We start from the raw sequence: 13,720 nt of genomic DNA, 5'->3' as shown, positions 1-13,720 counted from the left end.
TCACAGCCTGCCGTCCCTTGTGGGCGACACCCCCGTGAAGGAACCGGATCCGTCGGTGCCGCGATGTGACGGCACTGCCGGCGGACGGCCCCGTGCCACGTCCCGGGAGTCGTCGTGCGAGATGTCCGCCGCTGTTCGAGCCGCTGTACGGACATCACGGTTTCCCCGTTCCCGGACGCCCGGCACAAGGCGCCGCCGTCGGCGAGCGTCCCGTTCCCGGGTGAGCTCCAGTCACTTTGATGAGGAGAAACCTCCATGTCCACGCCTGTTGTGCAGATTCCCGGCCTTCCCGCCGGCTTCCCCTTCCCGTTCCCCTTCCCGCCGAGCACCCCGACCATCGGGGCCCTCGTACCGAGCTTCGGCCCCGCCAGTGGCGGCAACCTGGTCCTCATCGTGGGGTCCGGGCTGGCCAACGCGTCCTCGGTGACGTTCGGCGGAACCCCCGCGAGCATCCTGTTCCAGGACCCGATCGGCCTGCTCATCATCGCCACGGCCCCGGCCCACGCCGCGGGCACCGTGCCGGTCGTCGTCACCAACGCGGGCGGTACGAGCGCCCCGGCCATGTACACCTACCTGGCGCCCGCCGGGCCGGTCGTGCTCTCCCTGATCCCGACGAGCGGCCCGACCACCGGCGGTACGCCGTTCACCATCGTCGGCGCCAACCTCACGGGTGCCTCGGTGACGTTCAACGGGGTGGCCGCGACCGGTGTCGTGGTGGATCCGACCGGGACCGTCGTCACCGGTGTCACCCCGGCCGGTACCGCGGGCAATGTGCCCGTGGTGGTCACGACGCCCAGCGGCAGCGCCACCGTCGCGGGCGGCTACACCTATGTCGCGCCGGCCCCGCCGGTCGCCCTCTCGCTCGTGCCGGCCACCGGCCCGGCCGCCGGCGGTACGCCGTTCGTCCTCGTGGGCAGCAACCTCACGGGTGCCTCGGTGACCTTCAACGGGGTGGCCGCGACCGGTGTCGTGGTGGACCCGACCGGCACCATCGTCACCGGCGTCACCCCGGCCGGTACCGCGGGCAACGCGCCCGTGGTGGTCACGACGCCCGGTGGCACCGCCACCGTCGCGGGCGGCTACACCTACGTGTGATCCGCCTCCCCGTGTGACACCAGCCCCGCGTCCCCGGCCGACTCTCCCCGGCCGGGGACGCGGTCTGTCGTCGTCCGTGCGGGTCAGCCCCTGTGCAGTACGGCCTTCAGGGCGTCCCGGAGAGCGGTCTGGGGGTCGGGCGAGGCGCCCTGGGCGCGCCAGGCGACGAAGCCGTCGGGGCGGACCAGGACCGCGCCGTCGGCACCGACGCCGTGCAGCTCCGCCCAGTCGTCGCCCTCGGTGTCGTACATCAGGTCGGCGTCGCCGCCGGGGCCGATCCGGTAGGCGTCCAGCCGTACCCCGTCCAGAGCGGCGACGCGCCGGGCGGCGTCGTACCAGCCCGCGTCGTCCGGGGCGTCGGTGAGCAGCACCATGGAGCGCTCGTAGAGGTCGAGGGTGGACAGCCGGCGGGCGGCCTGGCGCAGCCACAGGTGCGGGGCGCGGGTGCCGGGGCGGCCGGTGAGGGAGAGCGCGTCGGGGACGATCGGCGCCTCGGGGTCGGTGCCGACAGCGGCGCCCTCGGGGTAGTGGTAGCCGAGGACGACGTTGAGGATGCCGCCGCGCTTGGCGCCGCCGACGCCGGGGGCCGGGGCGAAGCCGGGGTGGCTGTGCTCGACGGAGCGGGCGGAGGCACGGGCGCTGGTGGCGACGGCGACCGGACGGCGCTCGGCACCGTAGCTGTCGAGGAGCGCGGGCCCGGCCCAGCCGTCGAGGACGGCGGCGAGCTTCCAGGCGAGGTTGTGGGCGTCCTGGATACCGGTGTTGGAGCCGAACGCGCCGGTGGGGGACATCTCGTGGGCGGAGTCGCCGGCGAGGAAGACCCGGCCCTGCGCGTAGGAGTCGGCGACCCGTTCGGCGGCGCGCCAGGACGCCATTCCGGTGATCCTCACATCGAGGTCGGGTACGCCGACCGCGCGGGCGATGTGCTGCTGGAGGCGTTCCTCGGTGAACTCGTCCAGGGATTCGCCGAGTTCGGGGTGCCAGGGGGCGTGGAAGACCCAGCGCTCCTTGTTGTCGACGGGGAGCAGGGCGCCGTCGGCGTCGGGGTGGGTGAGGTAGCAGCAGATGAAGCGGCGGTCGCCGACCACGTCGGCCAGGCGGGTGGAGCGGAAGGTGACGCTGACGTTGGCGAACAGCTCGCCGGGGCCGCTCTGGCCGATGCCGAGGGCACGGCGGACGGGGCTGCGGGGGCCGTCGGCGGCGACGAGGTAGTCGGCCCGGACGGTGTAGCGCTCGTCGGTGGAGCGGTCGCGGACGATCGCGGTCACCCCGTCGGCGTCCTGTTCGAAGGACTCCATCTCATGGTGGTAGCGCAGGTCGCCGCCGAGTTCGCGGGCGCCGTCCACGAGGACGGGTTCGAGGTCGTTCTGGCTGCACAGGTTCCAGGCGGTGGGGCTGAACTTCCGCAGGCCCCCGCCGGGGTCGATCTCCTTGAACAGCCACTCGCCGGCCTCGCCGACCAGGGTCGGGGTCTGCAGGATGCCGTGGTTGTCGGCGAGCAGGGAGGCCGCCGCCTTGATGTCCGGCTCGATGCCGGCCACCCGGAAGAGTTCCATCGTGCGGACGTTGTTGCCGCGTCCGCGTGGGTGGTGCGAGGTCCCGGAGTGCCGTTCCACCAGCATGTGGCGCACGCCGAGGCGGCCGAGGAACAGGGACGTGGACAGGCCCACCAGTGAGCCGCCCACGATGAGGACGGGAACCCGGTGGTCGGCTGTGTGATGCATCGAGCCTCCAGATGCAGGGGTGCGTACAAGGCGCCTGTGAGTCTCATGCCCGGTATCACCGTTGTTGGGGCCATTTGCGCGCGGGATCACCCACGTGGTTCCTACGAGTCGCGGGCTTACGGCCAGCGGCACAGGATCAAGAAGCGCTGACGTCGCGTCACGGCGGTGACCGGCGCACCCGAGATCCCCCGCCAAGGAGATGTCCGCACCATGACCACCACCTCTGAACGTCTGTCAGAAGCACCGGCGCGCGACGCGTCGAAGCGTGTCTCCCAGTCCGTGTTCGACGGCTCGCGGCTCCGGGTCGTTCTGCTGGTCGACGTCTTCGACGGCGCGCAGCAGCAGTTCCTGGAGGCGTACGAGCAGCTCTGCAACCAGGTTGCGTCGGTTCCCGGCCATGTCAGCGACCAACTCTGCCAGTCCATCGAGAATCCATCCCAATGGCTCATCACCAGCGAGTGGGAGAGCGCCCCGCCGTTCCTCACCTGGGTGAACAGCGAGGAGCACGTGCGGATGGTGGAGCCGCTGCACTCCTGCGTGCGCAACACCCGCTCGCTGCGCTTCCACATCGTCCGCGAGACGGGCCGCGCCTACGAGACCGACGCGCCCGCCCGGGGCCGCCTCCAGACGGAGGTGCGCATCGGTGACGGAGTGATCCGGCACGCGCTGACCTTCACCGTGAAGCCGGGCACCGAGGACAAGGTGGCCAAGCTGCTCGGGGACTACGCGGCGCCCGAGCCGCGGGTGGACGACTCCACGCGGCTTCTGCGCACCTCGCTGTTCATGCACGGCAACCGGGTGGTGCGCGCCATCGAGGTGCGCGGCGATCTGCTGGCCGCCCTGCGCCATGTCTCGCGCTCGCCCGAGGTGCGGGCCGTGGAGGAGGCCATCAACCCCTATCTGGAGCAGGACCGGGACCTGAACGACCAGGAGTCGGCCCGGCTGTTCTTCACCCGGGCGGCGCTGCCCGCCGTGCACCACGTGATGGCGGACGACCGGCCCGAGGGCACCCGGCGGGCCCTGTACTACCCGGCCAAGGCGGGCCGCGGGATGAAGCTCGCGGAGCTGCTCGCCAAGGCGGACTCGGCGGCCACCGACGACCCGTCGAGCCAGGTGCTGCGCAGCACGGTCTTCGAGCGCGAGGACGTCGTGGTGCGGCTGGTGGACCTCGCCGCCGAGGGCGCGGACGTGGACCCGCTGCCCCGGGACCCCGCGCTGGCCGCCGAGCTGCGCGAGCTGCTGGCCGGCGAGACCGCCCGTATGGAGCTGGTCACCGACCGCCGCTCGCCGGAGGTCTGAGCGGCCCGTCCGCTCCCGGGAGCCACACCCAGAAGCCCGATCACATCCACCGGAGGAACGTCGTGATCAAACCCCGTCCGAGAATCGTGGATCTCAGCGAGACCGAGCCCAACACCCGGCGCGGCGGTGATCTGCGCGCCATGCTCACCCCGGCCACGGTCGGTTCCACCAGCGGCTTCATGGGTGTGGCCATCGTGCAGCCCGGCGACCGCATCGGTGAGCACTACCACCCCTACTCCGAGGAGTTCGTCTACGTCGTCTGCGGTGAGCTGGAGGTCGACCTGGACGGCGAGCCGCACGTACTGCGCCCGGAGCAGGGCCTGATGATCCCCATCGACATGCGCCACCGGTTCCGCAACGTCGGCAAGGTGGAGGCCCGGATGGTCTTCCACCTCGGCCCGCTGGCGCCCCGCCCGCAGCTCGGGCACGTCGACACCGAGGAGACGTCGGTGATCGGCGCGGCCGCGGTGCTGACCGAGCCGGCCGGGGCGGGCGCCGACGGCGGAGGAGTCAGGTCATGACCCGGCGCGTGGCGGTCACCGGCATAGGCATCGTCGCCCCGGGCGGCATCGGCACCCCCGCGTTCTGGGATCTGCTCGCGCACGGCCGGACCGCGACGCGGGGCATCACCTTCTTCGACCCCTCCCAGCTGCGCTCGCGGATCGCCGCCGAGTGCGACTTCGACCCGGCGGCGCACGGCCTGGACGCCGAGCAGGTGGAACGGGCGGACCGCTACATCCAGTTCGCGCTGGTCGCGGGCGACGAGGCGGTCCGCGACTCCGGGCTCGACCTGGCGCGGGAGGACCCCTGGCGGATCGCGGTGTCGGTGGGCACCGCGGTCGGCGGCACCACCCGGCTGGAGAACGACTACGTGCTGGTCAGCCATGGCGGCGAGCGCTGGGACGTGGACCACGAGCGGGCGCGGCCCCAGCTGCACCGGGCGTTCTCCCCGAGCACCGCGGCCTCCGCCGTGGCGGAACGATTCGGTGCCCAGGGTCCGGTGCAGACCGTCTCCACCGGCTGCACCTCGGGCCTGGACGCCGTCGGATACGCCTTCCACACCGTCCAGGAGGGCCGGGCCGACATCTGCATAGCCGGTGCGTCGGACTCGCCCATATCCCCCATCACCATGGCGTGCTTCGACGCGATCAAGGCCACGTCACCGAACAACGACGACCCCGCGCACGCCTCCAAGCCCTTCGACAACAACCGTGACGGCTTCGTCATGGGGGAGGGCGGCGCGGTGCTCGTGCTGGAGGAGCTGGAGCACGCACGGGCCCGCGGCGCGCACGTCTACTGCGAGTTCGGCGGCTACGCGACCTTCGGCAACGCCTACCACATGACCGGTCTGACCAAGGAGGGCCTGGAGATGGCGCGGGCCATCTCGTCCGCCCTCGACCAGGCCCGGCTCGACCCCACGGCGATCGACTACGTCAACGCGCACGGCTCAGGCACCCGGCAGAACGACCGTCATGAGACGGCGGCCGTCAAGCGGGCGCTCGGGCAGCACGCCTACGACACCCCGATGAGCTCCATCAAATCCATGGTGGGCCACTCCCTCGGGGCGATCGGCGCCATCGAACTGGTCGCCTGCGTGCTGGCCCTGGCCGAGCAGGCCGTACCGCCGACCGCGAACTACGAGACCCCCGACCCCGAGTGCGACCTCGACTACGTGCCGCGTACCGCCCGCGAGCGGAAGCTGACCAGCGTGCTCTCCGTGGGCAGCGGGTTCGGCGGCTTCCAGTCCGCGGTGATCCTGACCCGGCCGAGGGAGTGAGGACGAGATGAGCGAACCCCAGGACCGGCGCGCGGCCGTCACCGGCATCGGCGTGGTCGCGCCCAACGGCATCAGCACCGACACCTTCTGGAAGGCCACCCACGAGGGACTCAGCGTCCTGGACCGGGTGACCCGCGAGGGGTGTGAGCGCCTGCCGCTGAAGGTGGCCGGCGAGGTCCGCGCCTTCGACGCGGCGGACACCATCGAGGAGCGGTTCCTCGTCCAGACCGACCGCTTCACCCACTACGCCATGGCCGCGGCCGACTTCGCGCTCACCGACGCCCGGCTCGGCCAGGCCGACACCGACCAGTCGCCGTACTCCATCGGCGTGGTCACCGCCGCGGGCTCCGGCGGCGGCGAGTTCGGCCAGCGCGAGCTCCAGCGGCTGTGGGGCAAGGGCAGCCGGTTCGTGGGGCCGTACCAGTCCATCGCCTGGTTCTACGCCGCGAGCACCGGCCAGGTCTCCATCCGGCGCGGCTTCAAGGGCCCCTGCTCGGTCGTCGCCTCCGACGAGGCCGGCGGTCTGGACGCCCTCGCGCACGCGGCCCGGGCGGTGCGGCGCGGCACCGACGCGATCGTGGCCGGCTCCACCGAGGCGCCGCTCGCGCCGTACTCGGTGGTCTGCCAGCTCGGCTACGAGGAGCTGAGCCGCGAGAGCGAACCGGGGCGCGCCTACCGGCCGTTCACGAAGGACGCGTGCGGGTTCGTGCCCGCCGAGGGCGGCGCGATGCTCGTGGTGGAGGCCGCCGGCGCCGCCCGTGCGCGCGGCGCGGACATCCGGGCCTTCGTCGCCGGGCACGCGGCGACCTTCACCGGCGCCTCCCGCTGGGCGGAGTCCCGCGCGGGTCTCGCCCAGGCCATCCGGCAGGCGCTGGCCGAGGCCGCGTGCGCGCCCGAGGAGGTCGACGTCGTCTTCGCCGACGCCCTCGGGGTGCCGGCGGCCGACCGGGCCGAGGCGCTGGCCATCGCCGACGCCCTCGGTGCCCATGGCACCCGGGTGCCGGTCACCGCGCCCAAGACCGGCACGGGGCGCGGCTACTGCGCGGCCCCCGTGCTGGACACCGCGGCGGCCGTGCTCGCGATGGAGCACGGACTGATCCCGCCGACCCCGAACGTCCACGACGTCTGCCACGACCTCGACCTCGTCACCGGCCGCGCCCGGGTCGCCGAACCGCGCACCGCGCTGGTCCTCAGCCGGGGCCTCATGGGGTCGAACTCGGCGCTGGTGCTGCGGCACCCCAGCGCGCGGTGAACAGCAAAGGAGGAGAGCAATGTCCAAGATCACCGTCGAAGAACTCGCAGCCCTCATGAAGAAGGCGGCCGGGGTCACCGTCAGCCCCCAGCAGCTCAACGACAAGCCGGACACCGGCTTCGACGTCCTCGGCGTCGACTCGCTCGGCCTGCTCGGCATCGTCGGCGAGCTGGAGAACGAGCACGGCACCCCGATGCCGGTGGACGCCGAGCGCTGCAAGACCCCTCAGCAGTTCCTCAACCTCGTCAACAACACGCTGATGGCAGGAGCCTGACATGGCAGGACACACCCAGAACGAGATCACCGTCGCGGCCCCGCTCGACCTGGTCTGGGACATGACCAACGACCTGGAGCGCTGGCCCCAGCTCTTCAGCGAGTACGCGGCCGTCGAGGTGCTCAAGCGCGAGGGCGAGAAGACCACCTTCCGGCTCACCATGCACCCGGACGAGAACGGCACCGTCTGGAGCTGGGTCTCCGAGCGCGAGCCCGACCGCGCCACCCGCACCGTCAGGGCGCGCCGGGTGGAGACCGGTCCGTTCGCCCACATGGACATCCACTGGGCCTACGAGGAGGTCCCGGCCGGCACCCGCATGGTGTGGACGCAGGACTTCGCGATGAAGCCGGAGGCCCCGGTCGACGACGACTGGATGACCGACAACATCAACAAGAACTCCAAGGTCCAGATGGCCCTGATCCGCGACAAGATCGAGAAGGCCGCAGCCGGACACCGGCCCGCCCCGGCGCTCGCCGACTGAGCGCCACCGCACCGGAAGGGAGGCACCACCGTGCACCAGGCCCTGATCGTCGCCCGGATGGCCCCGGGCTCGGCCCCCGACATCGCGAAGATCTTCGAGGAGTCCGACCGGGGGGAGCTGCCCCACCTCGTGGGCGTCACCCGGCGCAGCCTCTTCCAGTTCGGCGATGTGTACATGCACCTCATCGAGTCCGAGCGCGAACCGGGCCCGGCCATCGCCAAGGTCACCGAACACCCCGAGTTCCGGGGCGTCAGCGAACGGCTGACGGCATACGTCAGCGCGTACGACCCGGAGACCTGGCGCTCCCCCAAGGACGCGATGGCGCGTCGCTTCTACCTCTGGGAGCGCTCCTGATACGCGCGTTCGCGGCACAGGAAAGCCGGTCGCCGGGCCCGTGGTGCAGCGGGCCCGGCGACCGGCGTTCTCGTACGGCGTCGCCGGTCAGGCGCCCACCCGGCACTCGAACGCGTGCAGGTACGGGTTCACCGGCCGGACGGTGTCCACGGCGAGCCCCGCCGCGGTGAGCCGGCTCACCATGCTGTCGGTGGTGTGCTTGGCGCCGCCGACGTTGAGGAGCAGCAGCAGGTCCATCGCGGTGCTGAAGCGCATCGACGGGGTGTCGTCGACCAGGTTCTCGATGACGATCACCCGGGTGCCGGGACCGCCCGCCTGGACGACGTTGTGCAGCAGCCGGGCCGTGCTCTCGTCGTCCCACTCCAGGATGTTCTTGATGATGTAGACGTCGGCCTTGACCGGGATCGCCTCGCGGACGTCGCCCGGCACGATCTGCGCGCGGCCGGCCAGGTCGCCGCCCTCGCGCAGCCTCGGCAGCGCGTTCTCCACCACCCGGGGCAGGTCCAGCAGACTGCCGTGCATCTGCGGGTACTTGTCCAGCAGGCAGGCCACCACATGGCCCTGGCCGCCGCCGAGGTCGGCGACGGACGCGGAGCCCGACAGGTCGAGCAGGGCCGCGACCTCCCGCGCCGACTGCTCGCTGGAGCGGGTCATCGCCTGGTTGAAGACGTCCGCCGACTCGGGCGCGTCCTCGTTCAGATAGGTGAAGAACTCCTTGCCGAACAGGCCCTCCACCACGTTGCGGCCGCTGCGCACCGCCTCGTCCAGCTTGGGCCAGGCGGCCCAGGTCCAGGGCTCGGTGCACCACAGCGCGATGGCGCGCAGGCTGTTCGGGTCGTCCTCGCGCAGCAGCCGGGACATGTCGGTGTGCGCGAAGGTGCCGTCGGGCCGCTCGGCGAAGACGCCGTAGCAGGCCAGGGCCCGCAGCATGCGGCGCAGCGGCTTGGGTTCGGTGTGCACCTTGGCCGCGAGGGCCTCGGCGCTCTGCGGGGTGTCCCCGAGGGCGTCCGGCACACCGAGGCGGGCGGCGGCCCGTACGGCGGCGGACAGGGCCGCCCCGAAGACGAGTTCGCGCAGCCGCATCGGCGGGGGCGGGGCGGTCGGGGCCTGGGCGGTGGCCCGGTTCGGCGGTGCCGTCTCAGCGGTGGTCATCTGCCGCCTTCCTTCGTTCTCGGCGTGCGTCGGTCCAGCGGGTGGGTGGTCGGTCGGAGCGGTGGTCGGGCGGTCAGCACAGGCCGGCGGGCTTGGAGGCCCGGCAGGCGTTGTGGTCGAAGGTGTTGCCGATGCCCTTGGTCTCGGTGTCGACCAGGTCCGCGGGTCCGTTGCCGGCCAGCGCGTTGCCGGTGACGCGGTTCTGGTCGTTGGTGACGCCCACGAAGCTCTTGAACAGCACGATGCCGCCGGACAGCGGGGAGTCGCCCGAGTTGTTGGTGACCCGGTTGCCGTCCACCACGGTCTTCTCGACGCCGGTCAGCACGATGCCGGAGCCCTGGATGGCGGGCAGCCGGTCGGTCTTGGGGCAGGACTTGTTGTTCTCGGTGACGTCGTTGAAGGCGACCTCCAGGTCACCGGCCTTGGGCTTGTTCTCGTCGCCGACGACGAACACACCGGCGCAGTTGCCCGCGATGTAGTTCTCGGCCACCGAGAGGTTGCGCAGCCGCCGCACGGTGACACCGATGCGGTTGCCCTCCAGCCGGTTGTGGTCGATCACCGTCCGCCGGGTGTCGAGGGCGCCGGCTTCCTCGGTGATGGTGTTGGCGAGGAAGACACCCGCGTCGCCGTTGCCCTGCGCGTAGTTGTCCATGATGTGCCCGTGCACGGAGCGCTCCTGGGCGATGCCCCACACGGCGTTCTGCACGGCCTGGACGCCCCGTACGGTCATGGTGTCGGTCGCCATGCCGAACACCCCGGCGCGGCTGAAGCCGGTCACCTTCAGATCGGCGACGGTGACGCCCTCGACGTTCGTCGTCTTGGTGCCGATCACACAGATGCCGTTGCCGCCCTCGGCGCAGCTCTTGGTCGCCTTGGTGTTCTTGCCGGGGGCCGCGCCCGTCGTCTTCGTGGCGGGCTCGATCACCGTGTTCGCGCCGGTCCCGCGCAGGGTGATGCGGGGCGTGCCGATGGTGACGCTCTCCTTGTAGACGCCGGGGAGCACGAGCACGGTGTCGCCGGGCTGCGCGCTGTTCACGGCCTGCTGGATCGATTCACCCTGGTGGACCACGAGGGTCTGATGGAGGGCGGCCGCGGGGGAGGCGCCCAGACCGATTCCCGAACCGACGAGTGCCGCGACGGCACTCGCGGCATAAGCCATGTGACATCTCTTCATACTGGGTACGTTATGACCGAATAATCCGTAGATGTGCGTATAGGCCAATCGGCGGCGTGTCCGCGCGCGGGGACGCATACTGGCGACGTGACCCGGGTCAACCCCCTCCGCCGTGGACTCGGGGCGGTCGCGGGCTACGTCCGCAGCGCCCCGGGCACCTACGTCTGGCTGGCGGTCCTGTTCGTCACCACCGTCGCGGTGCACCACATGTCGCCCGGGTTCGAGCAGCACTTCCTGCGCCGCAGGTCCACCAACATCCACGAGCTGTCCCGCACCCCGCTGCGGGTGCTGGTCACCAGCGCGATGTGGATCGACGGCGGGCGCTGGCTGCCGTACGCGTTCCTGTACACCGTCTTCCACGCCCCGGCCGAACGCTGGCTCGGCACCGCCCGCTGGCTGCTGGTGTGCGTGGCGGCCCATGTGCTCGCGTCCCTGGTCAGCGAGGGCCTGCTGCTGAAGGCGATCCGGGACGGCATCGCGCCGCACTCGGCGGCCAACACCCTGGACATCGGCGTCAGTTACGCCCTGGCCGGGGTCGTCGGCGTCCTCACCTACCGCATCGCGGCCCCCTGGCGCTACGCCTACCTCGCCGTCGCCGCCCTCGTCTTCGCGCTGCCTCTGACCGAGGCGCCCACCTTCACCGACATCGGACATTTCCTTGCGCTGCTGATCGGTCTGGCCTGCTATCCGCTGACCAGAGGCCGCGGAAAAGCATGGAATCCGAAGGAGACACTGACCGCGCTCAGGGGTTAGGTTCCCGGCCATGAGCAGCTCGGCGAGCAGTGTCGTGAACGGTGGCATCTCCTTCTGGTACGTGGACGACGGCCTCCCGGCGGTACGGGAACCGCTGCCCGGGGACGCCACGGCGGACGTGGTGATCGTCGGCGGCGGGTACACCGGCCTGTGGACCGCGTACTACCTGAAGAAGGCAGCGCCCTTCCTGCGGATCACCGTCCTGGAGCAGAAGTTCTGCGGATACGGCGCCTCCGGCCGCAACGGCGGCTGGCTGTACAACGGCATCGCGGGCCGCGACCGCTACGCGAAGCTGCACGGCAAGGAGGCCGCGGTACGCCTCCAGCAGGCGATGAACGACACCGTGGACGAGGTGATCGCGGTCGCCGGGGCGGAGGGCATCGACGCCGATCTGCACAAGGGCGGCGTCCTGGAGGTGGCCACGACCCCCGCGCAGCTGGCCCGGCTGCGGGCGTTCCACGCGCACGAGCTGTCGTACGGCGAGAAGGACCGGGAGCTGTACGGCGCCCGGGAGACGGCCGAGCGGATCCGGGTCGCGGACGCCGTCGGCTCCGCCTGGACCCCGCACGGCGCCCGGCTGAACCCGGTGAAGCTGGTGAAGGGCCTGGCGGCGACGGTCGAGGCGCTGGGCGTGGTGATCCATGAGATGACCCCGGTGACCGAGATCCGTCCCAAGCACGCCGTCACCCCCTACGGCACCGTCCGCGCCCCCTACGTGCTGCGCTGCACCGAGGGCTTCACCGCCTCCCTCAAGGGCCAGAAGCGGACCTGGCTGCCGATGAACTCCTCGATGATCGCCACCGAGCCGCTGACCGAGGCGCAGTGGGCGGCGATCGGCTGGGCGGGCCGGGAGACGCTGGGCGACATGGCGCACGCCTATATGTACGCGCAGCGCACCGCCGACGGCCGGATCGCGCTGGGCGGGCGCGGGGTGCCGTACCGCTTCGGCTCCCGCACGGACAACGACGGCCGCACCCAGCGGGCGACCGTCGAGGCGCTGCGGGACATCCTGGTGCGCTTCTTCCCGTCCCTGGCCCAGGTCGCCGTCACCCACGCCTGGTCCGGCGTCCTCGGGGTGCCGCGCGACTGGTGCGCCACCGTCACCCTCGACCGCGCCACCGGGCTCGGCTGGGCCGGCGGTTACGTCGGCTCCGGCGTCGCCACCACCAACCTGGCCGCCCGCACCCTGCGCGACCTCGTCCAGCAGGACTCCGGACAGGCGGGCCGCACCGAGCTCACCGAACTGCCCTGGGTCGGCCACAAGGTGCGCAAGTGGGAGCCCGAGCCCTTCCGCTGGCTCGGCGTCCACGGCATGTACGCCACCTACCACACGGCCGACCACCGCGAACGCCTCCACCCGGCGACGGAGTCCTCGCGGCTGGCCAAGGCGGCGGACCGGGTGGCGGGACGGCACTGAGGCGCCGGGCGTTGGTCCTCTGACCAAAGCGGAACGGGACCATGACAAAAACGCGACCTGGGGCGGCAAGTATGATCCCCGCTGCAAACAAGCCAGATGAATGATCGAGTCCGCTTTGCCACGGCAACCGTGCGGTGGGCCCGCTTTTCTTCTACGGGGAGAGGTTTTCTTTTCATGCGTATACGGGTCGCCACCAGCGTTCCTGCCGTCGCCGCGATGGCCGCGTGCGCCCTGCTGCTCACCGGGTGCAACGACGATTCCGGCTCGGGCGCCGACTCCGCGTCCTCGCCCGCGCCGACCGCGTCCGCCGCCACCGACAGCTCCTCCCCGGCGGCGTCGCCCTCGCAGTCGGCCGCAGGGAACGGGGGCGCGGCCACCGGTACCGCGGTGCCGGTGAACAAGACGATCAACGACGACGTGATGGGCGAGAAGGCCACCGTCATCAAGTACATCAAGGACTTCCAGCCGTCGGCGGCGTCGAAGGCCAAGTTCTCGGCGCTGGCGGACGAGAAGGTCGTCCTGGTCGACGTCACGGTCACCGCGAGCTCGAAGTACTACGACAGCTTCGGCGCCACGTCCTTCTACCTCACCGGCATGCCCAACGGCATCGACCAGGCGAGCACCACCATCCTGGACGACGAGATCAAGGCCGCCGGCTACCCGCCGCTGAAGGACGCCGAGACCGGCAAGACCTCGACCGGCTGGGTCGTCTTCACGCCCACCAAGGACGCGGACAAGCTCGTCCTGCGCTACAAGCGCCTGGCGGCCAAGGCCTCCGACGGCACGAACATCACCGCGAAGAACTTCGACGTCCCGCTCGACTGACGGACGCGGAACGGGGCGCGCCCCCTCGACGAGGCCTCGGCCGTCGTCGGCGGGGTGCGTTCCCGTCTCAGCCCACTGACTCCTGTACCTGACTGCCGGCCGGGGTGGCGTGCTTCGGGGCGGGGGCGGTCACCATCAGGCCC

14 protein-coding genes are annotated in these 13,720 nt (G+C 71.5%); 11 read left to right on the top strand and 3 right to left on the bottom strand.

The features are described from left to right. Positions 1–255: 255 nt before the first annotated feature. Complete coding sequence (locus CCN72_RS01205; protein ID WP_086805946.1) at positions 256–1,095, top strand: IPT/TIG domain-containing protein; 840 nt, start codon at positions 256–258, stop codon at positions 1,093–1,095. 83 nt (positions 1,096–1,178) lie between these two features. Here the strand turns inward: CCN72_RS01205 and CCN72_RS01200 are convergent, their stop codons facing one another. Next, the gene (locus CCN72_RS01200; protein WP_086805945.1) at positions 1,179–2,819 is read right to left on the bottom strand and encodes an FAD-dependent oxidoreductase; all 1,641 of its coding nucleotides are present in this window, start codon (positions 2,817–2,819) and stop codon (positions 1,179–1,181) included. Between the two features lie 210 nt (positions 2,820–3,029). On the opposite strand from CCN72_RS01200, the gene CCN72_RS01195 reads away from it, so the two are divergent. The 7 genes from CCN72_RS01195 (at position 3,030) to CCN72_RS01165 (ending at position 8,256) form a co-directional block, all read left to right on the top strand. After that, positions 3,030–4,118 carry a SchA/CurD-like domain-containing protein gene (locus CCN72_RS01195; protein ID WP_085565363.1) on the top strand — a complete coding sequence of 363 codons (1,089 nt, stop codon included), beginning with the start codon at positions 3,030–3,032 and terminating at the stop codon, positions 4,116–4,118. 62 nt (positions 4,119–4,180) lie between these two features. Further along, entirely contained in the window at positions 4,181–4,639 is a 459-nt protein-coding gene (locus CCN72_RS01190; protein WP_037653388.1) for a cupin domain-containing protein, read from the top strand. After that, positions 4,636–5,895 (top strand): beta-ketoacyl-[acyl-carrier-protein] synthase family protein, encoded by a 1,260-nt coding sequence (locus tag CCN72_RS01185; protein ID WP_085565362.1) that lies wholly within the window; start codon positions 4,636–4,638, stop codon positions 5,893–5,895. The genes CCN72_RS01190 and CCN72_RS01185 overlap by 4 nt, the downstream gene beginning before the upstream one ends. A gap of 7 nt (positions 5,896–5,902) precedes the next feature. Then, positions 5,903–7,147: a ketosynthase chain-length factor gene (locus CCN72_RS01180; protein WP_086805943.1), complete on the top strand. Its 1,245-nt coding sequence runs from the start codon at positions 5,903–5,905 to the stop codon at positions 7,145–7,147. Positions 7,148–7,166: 19 nt separating this feature from the next. Beyond that, positions 7,167–7,421, top strand: coding sequence for an acyl carrier protein (locus CCN72_RS01175; RefSeq protein WP_046422178.1), 255 nt, complete (start codon positions 7,167–7,169; stop codon positions 7,419–7,421). A gap of 1 nt (position 7,422) precedes the next feature. Then, positions 7,423–7,902 carry an SRPBCC family protein gene (locus CCN72_RS01170; RefSeq protein WP_086805942.1) on the top strand — a complete coding sequence of 160 codons (480 nt, stop codon included), beginning with the start codon at positions 7,423–7,425 and terminating at the stop codon, positions 7,900–7,902. Positions 7,903–7,932: 30 nt separating this feature from the next. Next, on the top strand, positions 7,933–8,256 hold the full coding sequence (locus CCN72_RS01165) for a TcmI family type II polyketide cyclase (protein ID WP_086805941.1): 324 nt from the start codon (positions 7,933–7,935) through the stop codon (positions 8,254–8,256). A gap of 87 nt (positions 8,257–8,343) precedes the next feature. Here the strand turns inward: CCN72_RS01165 and CCN72_RS01160 are convergent, their stop codons facing one another. Together CCN72_RS01160 and CCN72_RS01155 are read right to left on the bottom strand one after the other, a co-directional pair. Further along, a complete protein-coding gene (locus CCN72_RS01160; RefSeq protein ID WP_086805940.1) occupies positions 8,344–9,408 on the bottom strand; it encodes a methyltransferase in 1,065 nt (354 codons plus the stop codon). A 73-nt stretch (positions 9,409–9,481) separates the two neighbouring features. Continuing rightward, positions 9,482–10,582: a right-handed parallel beta-helix repeat-containing protein gene (locus tag CCN72_RS01155; protein ID WP_086805939.1), complete on the bottom strand. Its 1,101-nt coding sequence runs from the start codon at positions 10,580–10,582 to the stop codon at positions 9,482–9,484. An 87-nt stretch (positions 10,583–10,669) separates the two neighbouring features. On the opposite strand from CCN72_RS01155, the gene CCN72_RS01150 reads away from it, so the two are divergent. The 3 genes from CCN72_RS01150 to CCN72_RS01140 all read left to right on the top strand — a co-directional run bounded on the left by CCN72_RS01150 (position 10,670) and on the right by CCN72_RS01140 (position 13,577). After that, positions 10,670–11,335 carry a rhomboid-like protein gene (locus tag CCN72_RS01150; protein ID WP_172624969.1) on the top strand — a complete coding sequence of 222 codons (666 nt, stop codon included), beginning with the start codon at positions 10,670–10,672 and terminating at the stop codon, positions 11,333–11,335. A gap of 10 nt (positions 11,336–11,345) precedes the next feature. Next, on the top strand, positions 11,346–12,752 hold the full coding sequence (locus CCN72_RS01145) for an NAD(P)/FAD-dependent oxidoreductase (protein ID WP_208637887.1): 1,407 nt from the start codon (positions 11,346–11,348) through the stop codon (positions 12,750–12,752). Between the two features lie 174 nt (positions 12,753–12,926). Beyond that, positions 12,927–13,577: a hypothetical protein gene (locus CCN72_RS01140; RefSeq protein ID WP_086805938.1), complete on the top strand. Its 651-nt coding sequence runs from the start codon at positions 12,927–12,929 to the stop codon at positions 13,575–13,577. Positions 13,578–13,720 lie beyond the last annotated feature (143 nt).

This window comes from Streptomyces murinus, from assembly GCF_002154555.1.
Lineage (GTDB): Bacteria > Actinomycetota > Actinomycetes > Streptomycetales > Streptomycetaceae > Streptomyces > Streptomyces murinus.
Note: the sequence above shows the minus strand (reverse complement) of the source record. Positions and strands in the feature narration are given on the sequence as shown.

Coding starts and splice junctions, on each gene's coding strand:
- CCN72_RS01195 (WP_085565363.1), top strand. CDS start 3,030: ATGACCACCACCTCTGAACGTCTGTCAGAAGCACCGGCGCGCGACGCG.
- CCN72_RS01175 (WP_046422178.1), top strand. CDS start 7,167: ATGTCCAAGATCACCGTCGAAGAACTCGCAGCCCTCATGAAGAAGGCG.
- CCN72_RS01170 (WP_086805942.1), top strand. CDS start 7,423: ATGGCAGGACACACCCAGAACGAGATCACCGTCGCGGCCCCGCTCGAC.
- CCN72_RS01185 (WP_085565362.1), top strand. CDS start 4,636: ATGACCCGGCGCGTGGCGGTCACCGGCATAGGCATCGTCGCCCCGGGC.
- CCN72_RS01145 (WP_208637887.1), top strand. CDS start 11,346: ATGAGCAGCTCGGCGAGCAGTGTCGTGAACGGTGGCATCTCCTTCTGG.
- CCN72_RS01155 (WP_086805939.1), bottom strand. CDS start 10,582: ATGAAGAGATGTCACATGGCTTATGCCGCGAGTGCCGTCGCGGCACTC.
- CCN72_RS01205 (WP_086805946.1), top strand. CDS start 256: ATGTCCACGCCTGTTGTGCAGATTCCCGGCCTTCCCGCCGGCTTCCCC.
- CCN72_RS01160 (WP_086805940.1), bottom strand. CDS start 9,408: ATGACCACCGCTGAGACGGCACCGCCGAACCGGGCCACCGCCCAGGCC.
- CCN72_RS01200 (WP_086805945.1), bottom strand. CDS start 2,819: ATGCATCACACAGCCGACCACCGGGTTCCCGTCCTCATCGTGGGCGGC.
- CCN72_RS01140 (WP_086805938.1), top strand. CDS start 12,927: ATGCGTATACGGGTCGCCACCAGCGTTCCTGCCGTCGCCGCGATGGCC.
- CCN72_RS01180 (WP_086805943.1), top strand. CDS start 5,903: ATGAGCGAACCCCAGGACCGGCGCGCGGCCGTCACCGGCATCGGCGTG.